Consider the following 23,061-nt stretch of genomic DNA (forward strand, 5'->3'; position numbering starts at 1 on the left):
ATTTCAATCAGCAATACATAGGCAACCACATCATTGAAAATGCCAGTGAGACCATGCTGACATAGTTCCGTGCTAATTTTTCATATCTAGTTGATATTGCAAGATAATGTTTAATTCTCGCAAAGGCATTTTCAACTAAGTGGCGATATTTATAGAGACACCAATCGATACTGTTTTTGTCTATATCTTGACCATGATTCCGCTTGGGGATGACTGAAGCGCCTCCTTTGGCTTCAATATATTCCCTCAACATATCACTATCATACCCTTTGTCGCCGACGAAAATGTTCACTTCCCGCAAAATGGTCAACTAAGCTTTGAGCGCGAGTTATGTCATTTCTCTGGCCTTCCGATAGTTCAAAATAAATGGGAAGCCCTCCGCTATCCACGGCTAAATGGATTTTTGTAGAGTTACCACCTCGACTCTTTCCTATGCACTCATTGTCTGAGGTCGCTTCGCCAGTGCTATGTTGATGAGCTTTAACAATCGACCCGTCAGCAAAGACCCAATCGTAATCAGAAAGTTTTGCTAACTCATTGAATAACCGGTTTAATAACCCTTTCTTTGACCACAAATTGAAGCGTCTATAAATGGTGCTCCAACCACCAAACTCTGTGGGTAAATCTCGCCATGGGATACCCGTTCTCAGCCGGTAGAGTATCCCTTCAAACGTCATTCTGTGTTCTGGTTTGTTGTATATGCGGCCTGTATTTTTCATTACTTGAAGTAGCTTTAGCCACCGCGTATCAGTTAGCATTAGTCTAGGCATGGTATTGGGTTGTTATTTTACTTTTGGCGAAGCAAATTATAACGCTTTACCATGCCGCTCAAAAACTAATCACGAAAGTTCAACAGCCCCTAATTCTAAGCCTGTATATGCTATTTAAGTAAAAAAATTAAATTTTTTATAAAATGAGATAAAAGTATGAATGCTGGCTGAATGCCTTGTCAGCGTTACATTTGTAATAAAATGAAAGGTAAGTAAATAAAAAGTTCTTAATTTGTAGGGTTGCATTTTTTCATAATTTCGGTAATTTTAATAAAATATCCAAGGAAGAATGAACCAAGTCAACAGCTTAGCTTTGTGCTTTCTTGTGTTTTTATAAGTATAGGGAAATAACCTAATGAAAAAAGCTAGCTTATCTGCCATTATCTTCGCCCCCCTTTTCGCCGGTTGTGTATCTACAACCGACACAAGTACATCTGCTAATCTAGACAGAAGTGCAGCCGTTGCAGAGTTAACAACTCGCATGGACACTCTCGGCTATTTTCACCCAGTTGAAGTACAACCAGGGATAGATGAGTTTTTAAATATGTCCGCTATTATTTTAGAACGTCAACGCAAGGTTATGGCTGAGTATCGCACTCAAACTGATAACTATAGAGATGTGCAAGCATTTTTATATGCTCATAAGAATTCTACACCTGAACGATTACAAGCTGCCATTATTGAATTTGACGCAGGAGCTAAAAATAAAGACGAAGAAATTGGTCATAAAATTGCGGCTTATAATTTAGCTAATGAAGGTATTTACCAACAAAATGTAGAGCTTGCGACAGACTTAACAATTGAAATAGCTAAGTCTGCTTATATTTTGAGCCAGCACAGTAGTGCAGTAGCTAAAGTTACAGCTTTGCGAATGGGAGGTGATGTAGTTAGCTCTTGGTTATCAAGCGATGAAGAAAACGCCGAAAAAGAAGAAGATCCAAAAGATATAGGCACTGCACTTGTTAAAGCAAAAGATCAGCTTGCATTAGCACTTGAAGCAAACGAGATTATTGAACTTGAGCAAGCAACTATCACAGCTATAAATGAGCTTCAGCTTGAGCAAGAAGAGAAAGGCAGATGAAAACAAGCATTTTTGCTTTTTTAGTAGGATGTGTTTTTAATTGTTCAGCTCAAAGTTGGCCTGACTGGGTAACCAAATCCCATAAAAGTGATAAATACATTACTGCAGTCGGCATTGGTGAAAGTCGCTTAGCCGCAAAGCAAGCGGCTCTAGCCGACATTACGACTCAGTTAAGCGTTAATGTAAATACACAGCAATTACAAACGCTAAAAAAGCAAAATAATCGAGTAAATAACTATTTTGAACAAACAACGAGCTTAACTAGTTTACCTATTACATTAACGGGGCTTGAAGAGCTTAATTCGATTAACCAAAATAATTTATTTGCTTTAAAAGTGGGCATAAAAAAAGCGACTTTAATCGCTAATCTTAAATCTGATTTAGAGGGACTAGAGCGTATAGCCATCCCCAAAAATAATGTAGAACAGCGATTTATATGGGCTCTTCAAAAAAGTGAAGAGCTTAATCTTGCCTCAAAAAAAGTCGCTTTGTTAGAGCACCTATCTGGCCCTAAGCCATTTATAAAACAAATTTTAAATAAACTTTTAAATGAACAGTCAATAGGGTTAGGCGCTATCGCTTGCGATGTGATAGGCGCTAATAACATTAGCCAAATAAAGTCCGCTCTAAATGATGCGTTACCGCATAGTGGTTCAACTCGCTTATGGGTAAGGCCACAATTACGATGGCAGTATGCTCAAAGCGATAATGCCTACCTCGCTAAAGCAAATCTAACCATTGTACTTACTCGAAGCGTGAGTCCATTTAAAGTACTGTTACAGCACAACATATCCGCCCAAGAAAGTGCCAGCACTCAAGAAATCGCAAAACAAAACGCGATTAATCATTTAGTAAAACAAATTAAAGCGCCTGCTAGTCAGTGGCTGTTTGATAATTAGGAATAGCAATGAAATTAGTCAAAAATTTAACTCTTTCTGCACTAACTATTGCCTTATTGGCTGGTTGTAACACAAGCCCAAAACAGGGAAGCACGACTCAATCTGGCACAGTGAGCAACAACGCTTCGAATACAGTAATCGCCAAAAGTGCTTATGAATTTAAAGATGCTGATATTGTAATGCCAGCCTATTTTGATACTCAAGGTTTAGAGCGTTGTACCTTCGATATTAATAGTGAAATCGATAGTTGCCCACTCAAAAAACCTATTGTACGTATGTATTTTGACTTAGCTGGTGTAAGCGGAAGTGGTATTGGTGTTGATGCAATGCGTGAGTTTGATAATCAAAATTTATTGCTTATGCTCGAAAACCAATTTGCTGGTATTAATCGATTTAGAATTGTTACGCGTGATGATGATGCTATTTCAAAAGAACAACAGTTAATTTTACAACAACAAGGTGTAGCAACAGCAGCTAAACGCGCTGAAGTTAAAGCATTAATTCCCGATTTTGTCGTGAAAATTGATTCACTAAGGACACTAAAAACTGAAGGGGCGATCACGGATTGGGCCGACTACACATTAGAGCTGACAACTGGTGTTATAAACCCGCAAACACGTGAAAAGCTATCGCACCCAAATTTAGGAAAGATTCGTGTTAAATCGGAAGATGTACGTGATCGCTCAGAGTTGAAATTTACAACTGTAAGCGGACGCTATGCAGCGGGTTTCCATTTTGATCAAAGTGCTCATGTAAATGCAGTACTTAGCGACATGGGATCGCGTGGTATTGATATTTTACTTACTCGTATGTTGAGTGAAATGCCAGCAACAGCGCAAGTGTTAGGTATTAAAGGTAATAAGATTAGCTTAGACAGAGGCCAAAATGCAGGTGTGCTGCCTAACGAAACGATGATCATTTTTAGCTATGAGGCTGGATTTGTTGAGCCACTTGGCGTTGCAAATGTAAACCCTTCGCGAAGTAGCGCTAATGGTGAAATTATTCGTTGGAAAGACTCTCGTGCAGCTGATGATGTTAAAAACAAAGCTGAAAATGGCATTTACCGTCCATCAAATGTTGCCAAAATATTTGCTGTATCGGTTGGCACGCCAGCAGACTTTTTGGAGAATAGGACATGATCAAAAAGCTTGGCCTATTAGCTTTGTGTTCTTTAAGTGCACAAGCCCAGGTTGATGTCTTGGCTGATGGCACATTGCAAACACAGGCGTGTGCTTATGGTCGAGGTAGCACGGCTATTTCTGGTGCAAAAGCTCAGGCAAGTGCCGAGCTTATAAGTTTTATTAAAGGTAACAAAAGCCTAACAACACAAGGTGCACAGCAACATTTAACATCCAGATTAGATGATGATGCGGCCAGCTTATATGAGCAGCAACGAACTACGATGATGGAAGGGTTGAGTGCCGGTGCTGTTCCTTTAAACTACTCAACGCCTACGCTTAGCGGTAACGACACGTGCATGACTGTAAGCCTCAATCCACAGGAATTAGGAGAGCCACTACAGCAAAACTGGCAGCAAACCACGCAAAATTTTAGTGTGACAGTAATAGGCCAAGGCTGGAAAAAAGAAGGTAAAACAGCACTAACCATAGCAGAGCAAGATGCTTTACAACGTGCTGTATCGCAAGTGGTAGGTGTATGGCTTACTCAGCAACATACCCAATCTTCAAGCACGAGTATGAGTATTGCTGAGGGTAATGAGTCAACAAGTATGCAAGAGCTGATAGGTCAACAGCTTTCGAGTCACAGTGAAGGGCTTGTTAAAGAGTGGCAAACGCTGCAAACCAAAGAGCTCAAAAATGGGGGGGTAGAAGTTACTATTTTGGCTGTGGTAGAAAAAGCACCTCTCATTCAAAAAGCATCTAAATTACTGAGCATGATTGGTTCGCCTAGAGTCCAAGTTGTTGCGCCAGAGCCATTAAAAACAGAGCTTAAAGTTTGGCTAAACGAGCAGGGTATTGAGGTTGGTAACGTAGCGAGTTTAGCTATTTATGCGAAGTCTACAGTGATTAGCCGAGGGAACAACAGGCAGCTTTATTTAACTGCTGACGTTAGAGACTTAGCTGGAAATATTTATGGTCAATGGAAAAACGACCCTTCATTTATGTCATTGCCTAAAGGCCCATACGTTGAAAAAGATTTAATGGCTGTACATTTAGCAAGTGAGTCACAATCAAAAGCACTTCATAGCACGCTTAATAATGCATTTACTCAAGTTGTTGCAAGGGGGGGGTTAGTTCGTGAAGTCATGTTGCCAAGTAATAAGTTAACCCAACCAGAAAAACTGCATGATGTATTAAGTACATTAGGTGGCGTAAGCGACGTATCTATACACAGACAACAAAAATATACTGTAGCAAGCCTTAGGTTTAAAGGTGATACCGGTGAGCTTGCTAATGCGCTCGATCAAGCATTAATGACAATAACAGCAAAAAACCTTTCGAAAATTACAGTCGAAGACGATTTTACACTCAGGTACAAATAAGGATGGATGATGAAATTTAAAATATTAACATTAGCAATGGTTTTAGCTATGCCTGCAATTGCAACTGAAGAGTTTAGCCTAACAGACATGATACCTGCTCGCCCTGGAGCGCAAGTAGCGGGAGCTGAACAAGCACAAGTTTCTGGCGATGTAGTGGTTGCAAAAGATACAAATGTGGCAGTGGCTGTTGCGCATCAGGCACTAATTGATGATAACGAAGATGGCATAAAAATGATTCAGGTTGGCAGTGGTACCGGTATTTTATCAATCGGTAGTGCTAGCTATAACACTTACGACAATATGAATGCATCGTTACTTTCTAAACGCGGGGCTTATAATCAAGCGTATCTAATTGCTAAAAAACAATTAATTGAAAATATGAAGGGAGTGGAGCATCAGTGCAGCAATGTCGTGTCTGCAATTATGGATTCTATCGATACAGGCGTCGAAAGTACTGTAAATGAACAGACTAATATGATGGAAGCGTGTAAAGAGTCTGTATCTGGTTCGCTAGCGGGTTTTGTTACCTATGATGTATACGACAACGTTGATGAAAAAGGTGTACGAGTAAGCCTGATTTCAACACCAAAAACACGTGCTCAAATTAAAGAAAACCGCGGTGCCGTAGCGGTGACTACTGAGCCAAATGCTATTTTTCAACAAGTAATTGGTGATGTTAAAAGCGGTGTTTTACCTCCTGTAGGCGCTAAAGTACTAACTAATGCAGAAACGGGAGAAGTAATTGTATTAGGTTACGGCTCAGCCATTGCCCGTCAAAACCGAAATAAAACGGTTGCACGTAAGCTTAAAGGTGTTGCTAAATCTCAATCACAAACGCGTGCCCGTTCAGCGTTGCTTGCCACCATTCAAGGTGAACAAGTGTATTGGCAAGGTAGCTTTAATGAAAAGCAAATGGAAGGCACTAAGCAGTTTGAATACGAAGACCCATATTTAAATGATCCACAGCAAGTAAAAATTCTTGAAGAAGACCGCAGTACTTTTTTAAATCAATTAAAAACATCAGATGAATACTCAACTGTTGCAAAGGGTAAATTACCACCGGGAGTGAGCGTCAAAAGTTTTGCAAGTGATGATGGTTTCTGGCAGTACAGTGTTGCTGTTTACGCGCCAAGTTTAGAGGCAACAGCGCGCCAAGCTGCAAAAGAAATGGCTGGTAATAATGGACAAACAGTAAACGGCGTCAGTCGTTATGGTCATAAAATTAAAGCTCATGGTGGGTTAAATGATAAAGCGGCTAATCCTCAGGGGGCATCAGGTAAAGTAGCGAGTGAAAAGGAGCTTTAATGTTAGCACCTATTTTAGCGCTTACATTGGTGGCTTCGGGCACCTTTGACTCAGAGCAAACAATTGAAAAGCAAACTGCTTATTTTAAAAGTCAGGCTAATGGTCAATACGCCCGAGTAATGGCGTTAAAAACGAGTGCAAAAAATGCGCTTGAGCAGGCATGTCGAAATGCGTTGACCCTGCCCCAGCGCAGTATTATTAAAAATACTTTAGCTAAAAAGCTCAATATTACTTTGCCAGTATCGGTAAGCTTTATTGACGCTGAGATTGCGGGCTATAAGCAAGAAAAACAGCAAGAATGGTTAACTTGTACTGGCGTTGTAATACCTGCTGCGCATGATATTAACGAAGCAGGTCTTGCCGTTAGAGCTGCTTGGCAGATTGGTAGCCAAAAAGATAAAACAAACTTACGTTCTTTATTGCAAATAGCATTAAACCACCCTACAACAATGTCTGATGCGGTGGCATTAGTTGCAGATCAATCACCAGAAGAGCAACGCTTAAGCTATCTCGATAAATATTTAAAAGTGAGTGAGTTAATACTCGATGAAGCTAAAGCGTCAGTTGCACAAACGTGGTTTGTTAATAGGCGCTACAAGCAAGTTATTTCACTAACCCAGCAATGCAAAAGTTTAGATTGTAAGCGTTTAAATTTAGCTGCTCAAACTGCTTTTGATAACCTACCAGCTGATGATTTAAGTAGCTACTTTTAATTTTATTGGGATATAAAAATGCATCCAATAGCTAAAATTCTTCTAAAAATAGGCGTATTCGCTAATTTAACAATGGGTTTTACCAGCATAGCTCAAACGAATAATGAGGCTGAATTTGAGGCTTTTCTAAAAAAGCGCCAGAGTGAGTTTAGCCAGTTTGAGCAACAACAAAAGCAAGAATTTGAAGCGTTTGTAAGTGCTTGGCATGATGCGCAAAATGCATATTTAAAACAAGTAACTACAAAATGGCAAGACCCAAATCTGCCAAGTTCAAAAGTATGGGTCAAATACAGTGATGACTTAAATAAACGCACCAGTGTAAATTTTGAAAGTGGTGAAGTGGTGGTTGAGCTATTAAATAGCCGAAACAACGAGCAAGCTGTTGAATATGCAAAAGAGCAATTAAATGAACTTGCTCAAGTCTCGGTTGATAAAACACTTGCAAAGGATCCGGTATATATTGCAGCTAATAATACCATTAACAATAAGAGCTTCACTTCTGCGGGTCAGTCTTTAAATAGAAAAATTGAAAGAAATAAGCCATTAACAACGATTCAACCTAAAAAAATAGCCGAGCAAACGGTGCTTTCTACCGAGATTGTAGAAAAGGTACTTTCTGCCAAGGCGCCTAAAATAATTAAGCAAAAAGACAGAGTAACAATTAGTTATAAGCTGCCTGCTAATACGCTCTCTAATCAAGCAAAACGTTACTTACCTGAGGTTCAGCAACAAGCAAGGCGCTACAATATAGAGCCGGCATTGTTATTAGCCATAATTCATACTGAATCAAGTTTTAACCCATTAGCTCGCTCACCCATACCTGCCTTTGGTTTGATGCAAATAGTTCCTACATCAGCGGGTAAAGACGTGAGTAACTTTTTGCAAGGTAAACCATTACTACTAAGCCCTGAGTATTTATTCCAGGCAGATAATAACGTAGAGGCAGGGAGTACTTATGTGCATATTTTAAGTAATCGTTACTTTAAAAATGTACGTAACGAGCAATCAAGAATTTACATGAGTATAGCTGCTTATAATACTGGCCCTGGCAACGTAGCCAAAACGCTAAGTGGCTCTAAATCACTTAATCAGGCAAGTATTGCAGCTAATTCAATGTCTGCAGAGAAAATTTATACCTTAATGGTTAACAATTTACCTGCGCAAGAAACCCGTAATTACTTACAAAAAGTGGTAAAACGCACCGCTTATTATCAAAAGCAATTGAAAGGAATTTAAAATGAAAAAGTTATTACCTGTTATAGCCGCTTTAGCTTTAGGTGCGTGTTCAAGCACTCAACAAACACAGTCTGAGCCGTTAGCAAAAAATGATTCAGTGCCAAGCTGGGTATTATTACCTGTGTCGGATAAAGGGTTAGCTTCATCATCATGCGTACCTTGGTCTGGCAGTATGTCTACCGACAGAGCACAAGCTATTGCAGCAGCTCGCGCCGATTTATCACAACAGATACAGGTTAAAGCAAGCGTTATGGACAAGCTATATCGACGTAAAGCGCAAAGTAATGATGAGCTAAATGTTGGTGGAACGTTTGAGCAAGTAAGTAAGCAAGTTGCACAGCAAAGCCTTGTGGGTGCTGTGCCGCAAGAAGTTGCTTTTGCTAAATTAGATGGTGTAAAACAGCTTTGTACATTCGTTGTAATGAGCAATACACAAGAAACGTTTAATAACCTGGTCGCTCAATCTGGTAAGCGTTTAGATCCAAGTTCACGCGAAGCTCTTTACGAAGAGTTTAAAGCCCAAAAAGCAATGAAAGATCTTGAAAAAGAGTTAGATAATTTAAATAAATAATAGAAAATTCTTTATTACTAGGGCGTGTTGATCTTTGTGGTATGAAGAACAAACAGCATGAAGATAAAGTATAATTGAATTCGCCAGAAAACTTTACACCGAACCTACATGCCAAGATTAATGTTAACAGACGGGACATGGAATGTCTTATCAAAAGTAATGTACTTAAGTGGTCGAATTTATAATAAGCCCGACCAAAGAAAAACGCTCGAAGGCATACTGTATAAGATGCGCACAGGTATTCCATGGCGAGATTTACCTTCTGATTTTGGCCGTTGGAGTGCTATCTACAGACGGTTTAATTTATGGTCCAAAAAAGGGATTTTGAATGAACTGTTTCGCGCATTATCTCGTGATGCGGACATGGATTGGGTCTTCATTGATGGCAGTATTGTCAGGGCTCATCAACATAGTTGCGGTGCAAGAACTGCTGACAATGAATCAATTGGAAAGAGCCGAGGTGGAAATTCTACGAAAATTCATCTTGCAGTCGATAGCGGAGGATTGCCTGTTTATTATGAATTATCCTGTGGAAATACGCATGATATCGTCCATGCAGAGTCACTCGTAGCTAATTGCCCAACAAGTAATATGGTTGTCGCAGATAAAGGCTACGACAGTGAAAAACTGAGAGCGTTTATTCGTGATAATAACGCTACTCTCGTTATTCCACGTAAGGGCAACCGTTTAGTAGGCAATGAAGATATTGACTGGTGCATGTACAAATATCGGCACTTGGTTGAGAATGCATTTGGCCGTATTAAGCAATATAAAGGGATAGCCACGCGGTATGAAAAGCTTGAACGAAATTATCATTCAATGCTCGCTTTAGCATTTACTATGATGTGGCTACCAATGTGGGCTGATTGATATATGTACTACAAAGATCAACAGCCCTAGCAAAATCGTTTGCATTTTAAACGATATACTGAGTTTCGGGCATACCTATCCCTGTTAGCTTGTTGAGTGCTTTGAGCATGGCGTATGTCTCCCCAACTTGTGCATTGTAATTTCGAAGCGTGAGTGAAGCGCCTAGTAGTTGTTTTGCGCGATACTTAGCGGTCTCCGACAATGAACGCCTGTGGTAACCATATTTTCGTTTCCACTTTTTGTTCGAACCATAGAGCTTTTGGCAACCAACCGCCAGATTACGTGGATGACCTTTTTCCCAGAAGGCGGCTCCTTCACGTGGAGGGATTAGTAGAGGTATCGCTTTCTTAACCCTAATCGCCCTGTGGCACTCCCTTGTATCGTAGGCGCCTTCTCCCGAAATTTCCTTGATGGATCGGCGTGTTCGTTTGAGTAAATTTGGGAGTACTTCCGCATCTGTCACGCCTGAAATATTGTACTTGCGCCAGTTAGTGGTTTTTAGCGAGGCTTCGGCATGTAATCAAAGTTAGTGAATGAATATCCCTGATCTGATCGTAAGATTCTGATTTAGTTCATTCGATTTCCGCAAAAAAGCCCACGCTAATTATAATCAGGCACTGACTGAGTTGAGAGACTAGCGTAAGCTACGAACTGTTAATCAAGTTCGACCACTATTTTACCAATCTGCTGATTGGACTCCAGATAGTGATGCGCTGCTACTATCTCTTCAAATTTAAAGCTTCGATCAATGACAGGATTGAGTGTTCCCTCGGATAAACCCGAGAGGATAAATTGCTTTGCTCTGCGAAAACGCTCGATGTCTTTTATAACTTCAGTAAACACATACCCCCTAACTGTCAGACTTTTACGAAGTGCTATTTTTAAGGGAAAAGGAGTTGTTTCGGGACTTAATGCTCCGTGAACTATTATTGTTCCTTCAGGGCTCATTGCTTCAGCAATTTCAGCTATCTGCGGCCCACTGACAGCATCAAATGCGATTTTTAAATTGTTTTCTCCCAAGATACTTCTCAAGCTATCCAGCAGCGGTTCTTCTTGGGTTGCAATCACATGGGCCGCGCCAGCCTTGAGCACAGCAGCCTTTTTAGCTCCTGTTAGAGTTGTAGCGATTGGGATACCCCCCAGAGCATTCACAATTTGAATCGCAGCCAATCCAACACTGCTCGATGCGGCGGTTATCAGTACTGCATCGCCTTTTTGCACGTTAGCAATTTCGACCAAAGCGCCATAAGCTGTCATGTACTGCATCCAAGCTGCTGCGCCTTCAGCAAAGGTTAGCCCTGCTGGTTTGAGTGCCACATATTCACTTGGTACGACAATCTCTTCTGCGTAGCAGCCGTTCTGAGAAAGCCCCATCTGAGGGACAATACAAACCTCGTCCCCAAGGCGTAAATGATTTACCTCTTCCCCGACTTCAATGACTATCCCGGATGCTTCATAGCCGATTCGCGAAGGGAAGTCAGCCTTTTCTATATAGCTGCCTCGCCTAAACATGGCATCAGCACGATTGAGCCCAACAACTTTGACCGCAATACGTACATCAGTGGCCTGCAAACTTTGACTCGCCAGCGAGTCAATAGTTAATACCTCGGGGCCACCTAATTCATGGAAACGAACAGTTCGAATTAGTTTTCTTGGGCTCATATGCATCCTCAACAATGACTTTTTAAGTAATTACATCAATAACGACTTTACCCATGGCTCCCAACTCTACGGCATTATGTGCATCCATTGCCGTGTCTAGGGAAAAGCGTAACGGATCGAGTAGTGGCTTAATTTGTCCAGCTTCAACAAGAGCCGTAATTTGCCGCAGAATGTCACCATGATGTTTGCGCCCCTCTCCGCTGAGCTGTGGATGTAACACAAAAATCGCTGACAATGTTGCAGAGCGTAATGACGACGGTGCCAGGTTATGTGAACTGAATGCAGCACAGCTTAAAATATGTCCATAATGTGCAATGATATCTAATGAAGCATCGAGTACAGAGCCACCGACAGTGTCGTAAATGATATCGAATCCTTTGCCTTGGGTGTATGCGTCCACGTACTCAGCAGGGCTTGCAGTGTGATAATCAATTGGCGTGGCACCTAGCGCCTTGAGCAGTTGTTGTTTTCCAGTCGACGCAGTGGCATAAACGTCGGCACCTAAGGCCTTAGCAATTTGCACAGCTACATGCCCAACTCCGCCAACTCCACCTTGGATAAGGACTTTCTGGCCCGCTTTAACATTCGCCTTGTCAACCAAACCTTCCCAAGCGGTAAGTGCAACCAGAGGTAAAGCCGCAGCTTCACGCATGGACAAATTTTTCGGTTTGAGAGCAAGTAACTCAGCATCTACGTTGGCATATTCAGCCAATGATCCTTGCAATCCTCGCACTCCGCCAGTCAGACCATAAACGGCATCGCCTATTGCAAAGTCGGTGACGCCGTCGCCGACAGCAACAATTTCTCCAGCTAAATCGGTGCCAAGTACTGCGGGCAATTCCGGCATGGCGTAAGGAGCGATACCTTGGCGGATCTTGTAATCAATAGGATTGACTCCACTTGCAAATATTTTTACTTGCACCTGACCTGCTGATGGAGAGGGTAAGTTAATCAGGGCATCCCGGAATACTGTATCCTCTTCATAGCTATCTAATACCAAACCACGCATTTGTCTGTTTAACGCTGTCATCAATAACCTCACAAACTGAATATTCAGCGGGTGGTTAAATCACCCGCTGGTTAATCGGTCTTTTATTAAACGAATTAAAACTCTTGAACAGTTGGGCGCAGAACAATCTCGTTGATATCCACATCCGCAGGCTGCTCAATTGCGTATGCGATAGCACGAGCAACAGATTCAGATGGAATTTCATTTTGCTGATAAAAATCTTTTACAAAGGCTGCACCTTGAGTATCTGAACTTCCATGTTTTAATTCAGATTCGACTGCACCTGGTGAAATGATTGTTGAACGAATTTTACCGCCAACTTCATGGCGTAAGCCTTCGGCAATAGCGCGAACAGCGAATTTGGTTCCGCTGTAAACCGTGCCGCCGGGACTGAATACTTTGATACCCGCTACGGAAGAAATATTGATAAAGTGGCCTGCTCCCTGAGCCTGAAAGATCGGAAGCGCTGCGGCTACTCCATACAGCAGACCTTTAACGTTGATGTCAATCATGCGATCCCATTCGTCAACTCGAGTCTCAGCTAACGGTGCAATCGCCATTAACCCTGCATTATTGATAACCACATCAACTTTACCGAAGCGCTCTTGTGCAAGATTTACAAGGGCCTTCACTTCGTCCTGGCTAGTCACATCTGTCGCTTGAACCGCAACTTCTCCGCCCGCTGCACGTATGTCAGCAGCAATAGCTTCAAGCTTCTCAATGCGTCGGGCACCTAAAACAACAGATGCGCCAAGGCTGGCTAAATGTCTTGCCGTGGTCTCGCCTAAACCGCTGCTACCACCAGTGATAACAACGACCTTACCGCTGATGTTATTTGCTAAAACACTGCTCATAGTTAATATCCTCAAATAAGTTGAATGACGTTGTCTAAATAACAAGCAAAGTATCTCTTACCTTCAAAAATCAATAAATGGAAATATTTTAATTTCACAATTCCATATTTTGGAATAATATTTATGTATTTATTTCAAACCTGAATGTGACTGTGATGCTTAACAGATTGGAAATGCTCCGGATATTTTGTACTGCTGCTGAGTCTCGCAGCTTTAAAGAAGCGGCTAACCGTCTGGGAATTTCTCCTCAGGCAGTGACGCGAGCAGTGAAGGAGTTAGAGCGATTGCAAGGGGAGCTTTTATTTCATCGAAATACTCGACACATACAAGTGACCCTAGTTGGAGAAAAATTTGCTTTGATAGCAAAAGAACGCCTGCGCGCTGTAGATGAATTGTTTCAAACAAGCGCCCCTAACTCGGGTAATGAATTACAAGGGCGTGTTCGTATCGCAGCGCCTGTTGGTTTTGGTCATAAGTGCTTAATGCCTGTGTTACTGGAACTTTCAACAATACATCCTCAACTAGATATAGACCTGACACTCAGTGACGAGCGCGTGGATGTAGTTGACGAAAAAATAGATATTGGGATTCGTATCGGCTTCATGAGAGATAGTCGATTTATTGCCCGCCAGCTCACCAAAATTAATATGTATGTCGTGGCTTCGCCTGACTTAATAAATAGAGTGGGAAGGCCTGCGTCTATTGAAGAACTAAACCACTTGCCGGTTACAGGGTTAGTAGATCGCAATACGGGAAAGCTTTGGCCATGGGTTTTTTCCATGGACAGACAGTGGACGCCATCCATAACACGTTTTCGAAGTGCCGACACCGAAGCTGAATTAATGGCTATACAAAATGGACTGGGGTTTGCTCAAATTCCTGACTTTTTGGCCCAAGACTTATTACGCCAAGAGAAACTTGTGAGAGTGTTAGAAGAGATCGAGCCTGTGCCTTGGGATTTATATATTTATCGCCCTCAACGTGGTCCAGTACCACAACGTATTCGATTGGTTTTTGATCACTTGGTGTCAAGATTGAGTGTCCGCTAATGGGGATGTAACACGTTTCTGGACAAAAACGTTTCAGAGGCGAATTGCGGCTCTTTGTCAAAAACGGCCATTATTTCAAGTTAAGCCTATGCCTTTTAGATTATTCAACTTTACATAAGCTAAAGTGTTCTTATCTTCTAGATAATAGTAGGTAAGATAAAGGATGACTACTCTACTCTAGTGTACTGTCTGGCTCCATGAAGTCTTCTAAAAACCAAGCTGAAAACTCATGCCGACCCTCTACATCCGCTTTGACATATATACTAGAAGCCTGCTGACGAACTGTTTTTTCTTTGGTATCTCTTACACCACTAATTTCTCTAAAACTCAATCCCTTCAGCATTAACATAGCAACTTCTTGTTCACTTTTTGTCAGTCTCCACTGATTAAACTGTTCATTTATGACTTCACTGTACTTTATACGAGCGCGCTTCATTTCTTCCGAAATATTTTTTAGTTGAATGCCCGATTTATCTAATTCACTTTTCAACTGTTTAATACGCTTTGTGCGGTTTGAAATATCTCGAACCAAAAAAACAAAACCAATCGCTGAAGCTAAAACAATCAAGCTTTCTTCGACAATATGCCAAGTTGGAACACCTAAAGAAATATCAGTAATTACATCAAAAAAATTGAGTACCATTATTATAGCTAGAAGCACCGCTATCGATTTATCTTTCATTTAAAATCAACCAGTTAAAAAGTCTATGGGACATTTGTCTCATGAATCTACAACACATGCCTGACGTAAAAACTAAACATTATTTGTAAGGTAACTTCACTTTACAAACCATTCAAGGCAACTATCCCAGTTAGCCTAACAAGAGTCAGTAACAAATGATAGCAACCTCATATCGATTATTCTCATTAATAGCGTCAATGTTGTTAACTGTTTTAAGCATGCATATTCAAGCTGAACAAGTCACCAATTCAGTGATCGCCATTTCACAATTGGGAAATTTTAAACATAAGTTCCAAACCGTACATCGGGTTGACAGTATGGAGATAGAGCAAGTGCTTGGAGAAGTATCCTTCAAACCTAAATCCAGTTTCAAAGTACAACTGCCTTTTACACCGCAACAAATATCTTTTTTATACAATCCGGGTGTTAAGGTAAGTAAAGGACAAAAAGTAGCTAGAATAGAAGGGCCAGAAGTAAATCACTTCTTAGAAGAAATAGATGCCAGTAAATCAATACTTTTAAAAAGTAAGAAGCATCTTGAGTCTGTTAAAAATTATGCAAATTCGAAAACGATAAAAAGTGCTGAATGGTTAGACATCAACAAAACCTATCTTCAAGCAAAGTTAAGTTTTGAACACTTAAGCCATGCACTACAACAATTAGCCATCGATAAGAACGGCGATATTTTTATAATCAGTCCTTCTAATGGTCAACTTGAGTATACGAACGAACAATCACCATACCTTTTTGAAATAATTCCTTCCCATAATGTTTTTGTAAAATCTTCGCTATTAGCTAGCAATGTAAAAAATGTTAACTCATTTAAAACTGAAGATAATTGCATACTAAAAGTAGAAAATGTTGACGAAACAATCAGCCGTTATAAGCAAACAGTATGGAGTAGTTTCGACTCATCGTGTGAGCTTAAACTCGGGCAACAACTGTTACTAACACCTATCGTTTTAATTGAAGGTATTAAAGTCCCTCACCAGTCATTATTCGAACTCAATAACAAAAGCTATGTTGCAGTAAAACGAGGACAAGAAATAAACATAGTTAAGGTCATTATTATTGGCAATGAGAATGATAGCTACATTGTTCAATCTGACAATCTAACACCTCAAGCCGAAGTACTTAGCTCCTTTGTTAGCATTGCCCAAGGTCTATTTCTCGGGCTGGGAGAATAAACGATGATAAGTGCGGTGATCAGGTTTTCTCTTATTCAACGAATTTTTATTACTATTTTGACTTTGCTCGTGACTGCTGCAGGAGTCAACGCTTGGTTTAATTTGCCAATTGATGCTTTTCCCGACATTTCTCCTACCCAAGTAAAAATCGTCTTAAAAGCACCGGGAATGACAACTTCGGAAATAGAAACTCAAATTACACGTATTGTCGAAACAGAGTTACTCGGTATTCCATCTCAAAAGATTCTTCGTTCAACCACAAAATATTCTATTACTGATATTACACTTGATTTTGAAGAAGGCACTGATATTTATTGGGCGAGACAACAAGTAAATGAAAGGCTGATGAATATTTGGGCTGAACTCCCAGAGGGTATTTCTGGTGGTCTTGCTCCTATGAGTACGCCTCTAAGTGAAATTTTTATGTTTACAGTTGATAATCCAAACTTAAGCCTTCAACAGCGACGTGATATTTTGGACTGGCAGATCAGACCGATTCTTCGAACAGTTGAAGGCGTCGCAGATGTAAACAGTTTAGGCGGCTATGTAAAAACATATGAAATAACACCAACTACTTTGAAAATGAAATCACTAGACGTTTCTTTTAGTGATATTGAACAAGCCGTAATAGCTAACAATTTAAATGGAGGACTTGGCCGAATAAACAAAGGTAACGACAATTTTGTTGTTCGAACACAAGGACAATTTGAAAAAATTGATGATATACGTCAGTTAGTTATAAAAAACAACCAACAAGGAATAATCAGGTTAGCCGATGTTGCAGCAATCAACGAAGGAAGTTTAATACGTTATGGTGCAGTGACACATAATGGTGAAGAGGCCGTACAAGGCTTAGTTATTGCGCTAAAAAACAGTAATACCGACCAAGTAGTAAGTTCAGTTAAAGAAAAACTTTTAGAACTAGAGCGCTCACTACCTAGTGGCACTACTATCAATGTCTTTTATGACAGATCTAATTTGATTAGTACTGCTATTGAAACCATCACAAATGCATTAGTTCAAGCTGTAGTGCTCGTTATCATATTGCTAGCCTTATTTCTTGGCAACTTTAGAGCGGCACTAATTGTCTCTATATCCTTGCCGGTGGCAGCTCTTGCTACTTTTATATTAATGAGCCATTTTTCCATATCAGCAAATTTAATGAGTTTAGGAGGCTTAGTTATTGCTATTGGTATGCTTGTTGATTCATCTGTTGTCGTTGTTGAAAATACTGTAAATAGGCTTTCAGAAAACAGCAAACTTCCTAAGCTGCATGTTATTTATAGAGCATGTAAAGAAGTTTCTGTGCCAACTGTATCAGGAACATTAATTGTCGTTATTGTTTTTTCCCCTCTATTAACTCTTTCAGGGTTAGAAGGGAAGCTGTTTACGCCTGTTGCATTGACGATTGTTTTTGCGATGTTATCTGCGCTAGTTTTAGCGTTTACTTGCATCCCGGTGCTAGCTTCAATGATACTGAAATCAAATGAAGCGAGTGAGCCTAGCTTCATCAAATCATTACAAATACAGTACAAAAAGTCGCTATTAAGCGTTATTAATTCACCTAAATCAGCATCATCGATAGCTTTTTTGGTGTTGATCACAAGCATTTTTGCCTTTGTAAGTTTGGGGAAAAGTTTTATGCCTACGTTGGATGAAGGAGACATCATTGTTCAACTAGAAAAGTCGCCATCTATTACCCTGCAATCCTCTCTAAATATTGATACCCAAGTAGAGAAAGCACTACTAAAACAAGTACCTGAAATACTTCAAATTGTAGCCAGAACTGGATCAGATGAGCTTGGCCTAGATCCTATGGGCCTAAATGAAACGGATATATTCATGGAGTTGAAGCCTCAAAATGAGTGGCGCTTTGATACCAAGCAACAGCTAATCGAAGATATACGCAACGTATTATCAAATTACCCCGGTATGAACACGAATTTTACTCAACCTATTCAAATGCGGGTAACTGAAATGCTAACTGGCACTACAGGCGATGTATCAATAAAAGTTTTTGGGGATAAAGTCCAAGAATTAGCAAATATCGCTGAAAAAATGAAAGTGTTAGTAAGCCAAGTATCTGGTAGTCAAGACATACAAACAGCATTGATAGAGGGTGGAAAATACATTCGCATTTCATTAAAACCTGAAATAGCTCATCAATTTGGTTTAACCACTAAAGCATTAACTGATTTTCTAAAGCCACAACTTGAAGGCTCACAAATATCTAAACTAGTTACCGTTAATAAATTTACGCCTATTGTTTTCGGTGCTTCGTCGAAGCACAAAGCAAGTCAGATTGGCTCAATAAATGATTTGAAACAAGTATCTGTTTTAATGCCTGATAATACCATTTTACCTCTAGAGAGCGTCGCTGACATTAAGGTAGAACAAGAACCTTTACTGATCGAAAGAGAACGAGGTAAACGTTTTGTCTCAATTACAACCAATGTTGAAAACAGAGATGTGGTAAGTTTTGTTGAAGAGTTACAAGCTAAAGTTCACTCTGAGTTGTCGCTTCCTAGCGGCTATTCCGTAACTTTTGGTGGTGAGTTCGAAAATCAGCAACGAGCAATGAAGAACTTAATTATCGTTGTTCCTTTAGCTTTGATCTTAATTTTTGTGATTTTATTTACAACTTTTCGCTCTGTATCCTTAGCAAGTTTGATTCTTTGTAACATCCCATTCGCCTTAATGGGTGGGGTTTTTGCGTTACTAATATCTAAACAATATTTATCAATTCCTGCATCAGTTGGCTTTATTGCATTACTTGGTGTTGCAGTACTCAATGGTATCGTTATGGTTAGTTATTTCGAACAGAGCAGAACCACTATATCTAATATCACTGAACGTGTAGTAGATGGCTCTCGAAGAAGGCTGCGTCCAGTACTTATGACCGCGACCACTGCAATGTTTGGCCTAATACCTTTAGCGTTTGCTTCAGGTCCGGGAGCTGAGATACAAAAACCGCTTGCTATAGTTGTTATAGGAGGCTTACTGACTTCAACGGCAACAACACTCTATTTATTACCAATCTGGTATCGTTTATTGGAGCAGCGCAATGTTTAGTTCATCATTAGTTTTTACCTTCATAGTCCCTAAGAAGCACAAGGATGATGTTATCGACCAATTAATGCTGAGTGATATAGCATCCGGCTTCAACATTTTCCCGATCATGGGATACAGCAAGAAACATAGTGCTTTTAGCTTAGAGGAACAAGTTAGAGGCTACAAAGATATGCTGAAGTTTGAAGTAGTTATTGAGCAATGTGAATTAGAAAAGCTTAAAGAAGAACTAAAGTTACTATTTACAACCATAAAAATTAGGTATTGGACAACAACTATCACCGAAACAGGCCATTTATAAGTTACGCAATCTCTGGAAAAGGAGAAATGTTATGAACAAAACTAGAACACTTACTTATGTGTGGCCTAAAAGCATCAGGCTTTTTCACTGGATAAACGTCATCACAATTAGCTTACTAATAGTGATCGGCTTAATCATCTTTAATGGAAAAACACTTGGAGTAACGGTGGACGCCAAAATAATGCTTAAAACCATACATGTTACTATCGGTTACATTTTTGCCATAAACCTTATCATTCGGCTGGTTATGGGTTTTATTGGTTCGTCGAATGACATGTGGTCACAAACTCTGCCATTTATGAAAGGGTATAAGAAGGAACTAACTAAATTCAGACGCTCTCCCAAACAAGTGTACAAAGGCCATAATCCAATAGGGAAGCTCATGGTATTAGCTTTGCTGATAGCAATGACAATTCAAATGGCGACGGGCTTAATTCTGGCAGGGACTGATATTTACTACCCACCGTTAGGACAGCACTTTGTTAAAAGCATTGCGGTTGACGATACTCAACTTGATGTAATCAAGCCTTATTCAAAAGTTAACGTTGACGATGAACGTTATAAGGATCTTAGAGAATTTCGATCCCCCATTATCACTGCTCATGTATACGCATTTTATGCCCTAATAATACTTATTCCATTGCATATACTAGGTGTTATCGTTGCTGAACAAAGAGAAAAATCAGGGCTGGTTTCAGCAATGATCAATGGTTATAAGTTTCTACCCGAAAAATCGAATAATGACTAAACTAAATTTAAGACTCTTAGTTTATATAGGCTATCAATACGAAAGACAAAGGGAGGTCTTTCTTTTTGGAGTTGAAAACCTTTGGGTTATTGCTTACAAGTGAAAATTGGCAAGTTATGCAGGATGAATATTCCTCGTCTAAAGCAGCCAATAGTACATTTGCCCTAATTTGTTTTGGAGCGAAGGCGAGTCATGGCTATAACTCGTTGATGGGTAATTATGAGTTAGAATCGAAAGACGCTTTGTGCGAAATATAGCCATACAGCAATAGCTTCACATCTTAAATTCAATAATAAAGCCCGACACTCAATTAACTTTTTTTGTTCATTTGCATCTGCCAATTCAAAACTCTAAATAGAGTATGTGTGATTAGCAGTTAAACAAAATTAGTTAAAGTCTCTGACACATCGCTGTCATACCATTCGAGAAATGGAATCTTGTTTAGTGGCGGGAAACCCTATCGTAAACAGGGTTCCTTTTCCAACTTGTGAGCTGCATTTAATTTCACCGTTGAGCTTGTGAGTCACTAGGTTGTATACAATGTGAAGGCCTAGCCCACTGCCACCACCATGTCGGTTAGTAGTATAAAATGGTTCAAATATTCTTTTCATTTGGTCTTCACTCATGCCAACGCCATTGTCGCTTAACTTAATGTTTATCCAGTCACCCTGAGTATCGATATCGCATATTAGCTTGAAAGTGCCGCTACTGCGGGGAAATGCATGGGTTAGGGCATTACTTACTAAATTACTAAATATCTGTGCCATTGTCTCAGGGTCAGTAACGATAGCATGTTCTTTTCCAGTGATTTTGACTTCCGCAGTTACTTGACCCTTTTTCAATTGTTGGGAATAGCTAGAGAGAATTTTTTGAAAATATTCACTTAGTAACAAAGGCCTGCTCTCGTCTATGTGTTGATCGACTGCAACTTGCTTGAAATCTTGAATGAGATTTGCGGCCCGCTGCATACTAGATAAAACAAGTTCAGTTATTGCTACGAATCTCGTCTAACGAAGATTTCAGCCGAGTTTTTGTTATCTTACCGGACTCCATGTTAAGTAATAAATTTCCAATCAAATAGTCTATTTGAGAAGCAGCTGTGAGTGATATACCAACAGGTGTATTGACTTCATGGGCAACACCAGCGACCAAGTTTCCTAAGCTGGCCATTTTCTCTGATTGAATCAACTGTTGCTGAGTTTTTCTCAACACTTCTGCTTGATGTTTTAACATCATCTGATTGAAGGCGAACGCTAAATTATCTTTATCACTTCTGGGAATGATGGTTATACTATAATCCCCTGATGTAAATGCATTAATTGCCGATTCATTCTGCTAACTTCATCGTCTGTATCCTCGAAACTCACAGGTAGGGTTGCACTATCCCCCGATGCTAATCTATCTATCACTTCTGTAGTTCTTTGAAATCGGCTATTAAATTTTCGACCTATTCTCAATACCACGATTAAAAGGATAATAAAGCCTGCCAAACTGATAAGTATCATGTCGGCAATTTGTCTGTAAATCGGTGATAATATTTCGTTCTTTTCAGCGCCTATAATTACCAACCAGCCACTTAAGGGCATCTCAGCATGAGTAAATAACAACTCTTGCCCATTGTTCAATGGAAAGTTGACGGTTTCTGACTCACTGTCTGAGAAACGGGAAAGTAGGGCAGAATAAGGTGTTTGCATAAATGACTTGGTGATAAGTTCGGATTCGGTGGAAGCAACAATATTGGCATTATTACTGAGTATAAAAATGCTTCTATCGGCAGCAATGTTAAGCGCTTTGTTTAGTATTTCGTTTAAGGCCATATCCACGCCCGCGATACCTTTGAACTGACCATCTATCACAATAGGGTAGGTAAATTCGACAATTTGAACCCCTTCATACCAGTAAGGCTCTGTTATGGTAGGTCCGTTCTGATTTTGCGCAGCAAGTGCTTTTGGGCCTAGATAGCATTCACTGCTTTCAATATCAACAAGAGGCTCAAGTCGCTCACTAATTGAAGAATTTTCATCCCGCTTCCAATATGGAACGAATCGTCCTGTCTCTGACAAACCTAAACGCACCTCCTCGGGCGCTACTTTCAAATAGCTTAAATCGAATTGATCAGCATCTGGTTCGTAACCAAAGTAAGCAGCTTCCAGGAATTCGTTATTAATTATAATTGATTTGGCAAAGGCACTACTCTGTTCTCGACGGCCAAAAAGACCATGATGCTGGGCATCTGCCATAGTTTTGGCAATTTGTAGCGCACTAAAGTTTTGTTTATTAAGCTCTTGTGAAAGAAGATTGGCTTGAAAGGCAAGTGCTTGCTTAGTATTCGTCAATTTTTGTTCTAACGTTTCTGAAACCCAGAAATAGAAAGTTGAAAAATAAAGCACTGTTGAAGGTAAAAGCACATATAACAGAAGTTTACTGAATCGCCCCGTGTTTGCCAGAGACTCAATAACTTGAGAAACTGGAACTATGAAAAAATCAAATCGCTATACATCAGAATTTCGTGAACGTGCAATTAGGCTTGTTACCACACAACAGCATGAATA

Annotated in this window: 22 protein-coding genes and 1 pseudogene; 14 read left to right on the forward strand and 9 right to left on the reverse strand. The window is 40.0% G+C overall.

Annotated features, from left to right (window positions below; genetic code table 11):
• Nucleotides 1-7: 7 nt before the first annotated feature.
• Nucleotides 8-770, reverse strand: a protein-coding gene (locus L1266_RS19175; RefSeq protein WP_235373819.1) for an IS5 family transposase whose coding sequence is annotated in 2 segments (ribosomal slippage) — nt 8-301 and nt 303-770 — 762 coding nt in all. Because the reading frame shifts where the segments join, the coding sequence is not laid out codon by codon here.
• 355 nt (nt 771-1,125) lie between these two features.
• Here L1266_RS19175 and L1266_RS19180 point away from each other — a divergent pair.
• From L1266_RS19180 to L1266_RS19220, 9 genes are all read left to right on the forward strand, one after another.
• Nucleotides 1,126-1,851 (forward strand): hypothetical protein, encoded by a 726-nt coding sequence (locus L1266_RS19180; protein ID WP_036973892.1) that lies wholly within the window; start codon nt 1,126-1,128, stop codon nt 1,849-1,851.
• Nucleotides 1,848-2,750: an LPP20 family lipoprotein gene (locus L1266_RS19185; protein WP_235373818.1), complete on the forward strand. Its 903-nt coding sequence runs from the start codon at nt 1,848-1,850 to the stop codon at nt 2,748-2,750. Before L1266_RS19180 ends, L1266_RS19185 begins: the two co-directional genes overlap by 4 nt.
• Nucleotides 2,751-2,758: 8 nt before the next feature.
• The gene (locus L1266_RS19190) at nt 2,759-3,889 is read left to right on the forward strand and encodes a hypothetical protein (protein ID WP_036973889.1); all 1,131 of its coding nucleotides are present in this window, start codon (nt 2,759-2,761) and stop codon (nt 3,887-3,889) included.
• Entirely contained in the window at nt 3,886-5,253 is a 1,368-nt protein-coding gene (locus L1266_RS19195; protein ID WP_235373817.1) for a hypothetical protein, read from the forward strand. The genes L1266_RS19190 and L1266_RS19195 overlap by 4 nt, the downstream gene beginning before the upstream one ends.
• Nucleotides 5,254-5,262: 9 nt before the next feature.
• Entirely contained in the window at nt 5,263-6,558 is a 1,296-nt protein-coding gene (locus L1266_RS19200) for a hypothetical protein (protein ID WP_036973886.1), read from the forward strand.
• On the forward strand, nt 6,558-7,271 hold the full coding sequence (locus tag L1266_RS19205; protein WP_036973884.1) for a hypothetical protein: 714 nt from the start codon (nt 6,558-6,560) through the stop codon (nt 7,269-7,271). Before L1266_RS19200 ends, L1266_RS19205 begins: the two co-directional genes overlap by 1 nt.
• A gap of 18 nt (nt 7,272-7,289) precedes the next feature.
• The gene (locus L1266_RS19210; protein ID WP_036973883.1) at nt 7,290-8,507 is read left to right on the forward strand and encodes a murein transglycosylase domain-containing protein; all 1,218 of its coding nucleotides are present in this window, start codon (nt 7,290-7,292) and stop codon (nt 8,505-8,507) included.
• 1 nt (nt 8,508) lies between these two features.
• Complete coding sequence (locus tag L1266_RS19215; RefSeq protein WP_036973882.1) at nt 8,509-9,078, forward strand: hypothetical protein; 570 nt, start codon at nt 8,509-8,511, stop codon at nt 9,076-9,078.
• Nucleotides 9,079-9,186: 108 nt separating this feature from the next.
• Nucleotides 9,187-9,948, forward strand: coding sequence for an IS5 family transposase (locus L1266_RS19220; RefSeq protein WP_036973881.1), 762 nt, complete (start codon nt 9,187-9,189; stop codon nt 9,946-9,948).
• Nucleotides 9,949-9,994: 46 nt separating this feature from the next.
• On the opposite strand, the pseudogene L1266_RS19225 reads toward L1266_RS19220, so the two are convergent.
• From L1266_RS19225 to L1266_RS19240, 4 genes and pseudogenes are all read right to left on the reverse strand, one after another.
• A pseudogene (locus L1266_RS19225) lies at nt 9,995-10,423 on the reverse strand (transposase); the annotation flags it as partial.
• 179 nt (nt 10,424-10,602) lie between these two features.
• Nucleotides 10,603-11,610 carry a zinc-dependent alcohol dehydrogenase family protein gene (locus L1266_RS19230; protein ID WP_036973880.1) on the reverse strand — a complete coding sequence of 336 codons (1,008 nt, stop codon included), beginning with the start codon at nt 11,608-11,610 and terminating at the stop codon, nt 10,603-10,605.
• Nucleotides 11,611-11,632: 22 nt separating this feature from the next.
• Nucleotides 11,633-12,640 (reverse strand): zinc-dependent alcohol dehydrogenase family protein, encoded by a 1,008-nt coding sequence (locus L1266_RS19235; RefSeq protein ID WP_235378156.1) that lies wholly within the window; start codon nt 12,638-12,640, stop codon nt 11,633-11,635.
• 74 nt (nt 12,641-12,714) lie between these two features.
• Entirely contained in the window at nt 12,715-13,473 is a 759-nt protein-coding gene (locus L1266_RS19240) for an SDR family oxidoreductase (RefSeq protein WP_235373815.1), read from the reverse strand.
• A gap of 155 nt (nt 13,474-13,628) precedes the next feature.
• Here L1266_RS19240 and L1266_RS19245 point away from each other — a divergent pair, with 155 nt between their 5' ends.
• The gene (locus L1266_RS19245) at nt 13,629-14,522 is read left to right on the forward strand and encodes a LysR family transcriptional regulator (RefSeq protein WP_235373814.1); all 894 of its coding nucleotides are present in this window, start codon (nt 13,629-13,631) and stop codon (nt 14,520-14,522) included.
• Between the two features lie 172 nt (nt 14,523-14,694).
• Here L1266_RS19245 and L1266_RS19250 read toward each other — a convergent pair whose 3' ends face one another.
• Nucleotides 14,695-15,204 carry a helix-turn-helix transcriptional regulator gene (locus L1266_RS19250; RefSeq protein WP_062564760.1) on the reverse strand — a complete coding sequence of 170 codons (510 nt, stop codon included), beginning with the start codon at nt 15,202-15,204 and terminating at the stop codon, nt 14,695-14,697.
• Nucleotides 15,205-15,359: 155 nt separating this feature from the next.
• Here L1266_RS19250 and L1266_RS19255 point away from each other — a divergent pair, with 155 nt between their 5' ends.
• The 4 genes from L1266_RS19255 to L1266_RS19270 are packed head-to-tail and all read left to right on the forward strand — an operon-like array spanning nt 15,360 to nt 20,509.
• On the forward strand, nt 15,360-16,391 hold the full coding sequence (locus L1266_RS19255) for a hypothetical protein (protein WP_235378157.1): 1,032 nt from the start codon (nt 15,360-15,362) through the stop codon (nt 16,389-16,391).
• 3 nt (nt 16,392-16,394) lie between these two features.
• A complete protein-coding gene (locus L1266_RS19260; RefSeq protein WP_055022337.1) occupies nt 16,395-19,463 on the forward strand; it encodes an efflux RND transporter permease subunit in 3,069 nt (1,022 codons plus the stop codon).
• Nucleotides 19,456-19,761, forward strand: a complete 306-nt coding sequence (locus L1266_RS19265) for a DUF3240 family protein (protein ID WP_055022338.1) — start codon at nt 19,456-19,458, stop codon at nt 19,759-19,761. Before L1266_RS19260 ends, L1266_RS19265 begins: the two co-directional genes overlap by 8 nt.
• Nucleotides 19,762-19,792: 31 nt before the next feature.
• Nucleotides 19,793-20,509 (forward strand): cytochrome b/b6 domain-containing protein, encoded by a 717-nt coding sequence (locus L1266_RS19270; RefSeq protein WP_235378158.1) that lies wholly within the window; start codon nt 19,793-19,795, stop codon nt 20,507-20,509.
• Nucleotides 20,510-20,922: 413 nt separating this feature from the next.
• Here the strand turns inward: L1266_RS19270 and L1266_RS19275 are convergent, their stop codons facing one another.
• From L1266_RS19275 to L1266_RS19285, 3 genes are read right to left on the reverse strand one after another with little or no spacing between them, the layout of a single operon-like run.
• Nucleotides 20,923-21,477: a sensor histidine kinase gene (locus L1266_RS19275; protein ID WP_235378159.1), complete on the reverse strand. Its 555-nt coding sequence runs from the start codon at nt 21,475-21,477 to the stop codon at nt 20,923-20,925.
• Between the two features lie 16 nt (nt 21,478-21,493).
• A complete protein-coding gene (locus L1266_RS19280) occupies nt 21,494-21,742 on the reverse strand; it encodes a hypothetical protein (protein WP_235378160.1) in 249 nt (82 codons plus the stop codon).
• Between the two features lie 53 nt (nt 21,743-21,795).
• Complete coding sequence (locus L1266_RS19285; RefSeq protein ID WP_235378161.1) at nt 21,796-22,917, reverse strand: PDC sensor domain-containing protein; 1,122 nt, start codon at nt 22,915-22,917, stop codon at nt 21,796-21,798.
• Between the last annotated feature and the right edge of the window lie 144 nt (nt 22,918-23,061).

The sequence above is a fragment of the Pseudoalteromonas sp. Cn5-37 genome (assembly GCF_021532495.1).
Taxonomy (GTDB): Bacteria; Pseudomonadota; Gammaproteobacteria; order Enterobacterales; family Alteromonadaceae; genus Pseudoalteromonas; species Pseudoalteromonas simplex.

Excerpts from the sequence above, each read along its gene's own strand:
- L1266_RS19185 (WP_235373818.1), top strand. The coding sequence starts at position 1,848 with ATGAAAACAAGCATTTTTGCTTTTTTAGTAGGATGTGTTTTTAATTGT.
- L1266_RS19265 (WP_055022338.1), top strand. The coding sequence starts at position 19,456 with ATGTTTAGTTCATCATTAGTTTTTACCTTCATAGTCCCTAAGAAGCAC.
- L1266_RS19280 (WP_235378160.1), bottom strand. The coding sequence starts at position 21,742 with ATGTTAAAACATCAAGCAGAAGTGTTGAGAAAAACTCAGCAACAGTTG.
- L1266_RS19195 (WP_235373817.1), top strand. The coding sequence starts at position 3,886 with ATGATCAAAAAGCTTGGCCTATTAGCTTTGTGTTCTTTAAGTGCACAA.
- L1266_RS19205 (WP_036973884.1), top strand. The coding sequence starts at position 6,558 with ATGTTAGCACCTATTTTAGCGCTTACATTGGTGGCTTCGGGCACCTTT.
- L1266_RS19275 (WP_235378159.1), bottom strand. The coding sequence starts at position 21,477 with ATGCAGCGGGCCGCAAATCTCATTCAAGATTTCAAGCAAGTTGCAGTC.
- L1266_RS19250 (WP_062564760.1), bottom strand. The coding sequence starts at position 15,204 with ATGAAAGATAAATCGATAGCGGTGCTTCTAGCTATAATAATGGTACTC.
- L1266_RS19235 (WP_235378156.1), bottom strand. The coding sequence starts at position 12,640 with ATGACAGCGTTAAACAGACAAATGCGTGGTTTGGTATTAGATAGCTAT.
- L1266_RS19180 (WP_036973892.1), top strand. The coding sequence starts at position 1,126 with ATGAAAAAAGCTAGCTTATCTGCCATTATCTTCGCCCCCCTTTTCGCC.
- L1266_RS19190 (WP_036973889.1), top strand. The coding sequence starts at position 2,759 with ATGAAATTAGTCAAAAATTTAACTCTTTCTGCACTAACTATTGCCTTA.
- L1266_RS19200 (WP_036973886.1), top strand. The coding sequence starts at position 5,263 with ATGAAATTTAAAATATTAACATTAGCAATGGTTTTAGCTATGCCTGCA.
- L1266_RS19210 (WP_036973883.1), top strand. The coding sequence starts at position 7,290 with ATGCATCCAATAGCTAAAATTCTTCTAAAAATAGGCGTATTCGCTAAT.
- L1266_RS19230 (WP_036973880.1), bottom strand. The coding sequence starts at position 11,610 with ATGAGCCCAAGAAAACTAATTCGAACTGTTCGTTTCCATGAATTAGGT.
- L1266_RS19270 (WP_235378158.1), top strand. The coding sequence starts at position 19,793 with ATGAACAAAACTAGAACACTTACTTATGTGTGGCCTAAAAGCATCAGG.
- L1266_RS19255 (WP_235378157.1), top strand. The coding sequence starts at position 15,360 with ATGATAGCAACCTCATATCGATTATTCTCATTAATAGCGTCAATGTTG.
- L1266_RS19220 (WP_036973881.1), top strand. The coding sequence starts at position 9,187 with ATGCCAAGATTAATGTTAACAGACGGGACATGGAATGTCTTATCAAAA.
- L1266_RS19215 (WP_036973882.1), top strand. The coding sequence starts at position 8,509 with ATGAAAAAGTTATTACCTGTTATAGCCGCTTTAGCTTTAGGTGCGTGT.
- L1266_RS19245 (WP_235373814.1), top strand. The coding sequence starts at position 13,629 with ATGCTTAACAGATTGGAAATGCTCCGGATATTTTGTACTGCTGCTGAG.
- L1266_RS19260 (WP_055022337.1), top strand. The coding sequence starts at position 16,395 with ATGATAAGTGCGGTGATCAGGTTTTCTCTTATTCAACGAATTTTTATT.
- L1266_RS19240 (WP_235373815.1), bottom strand. The coding sequence starts at position 13,473 with ATGAGCAGTGTTTTAGCAAATAACATCAGCGGTAAGGTCGTTGTTATC.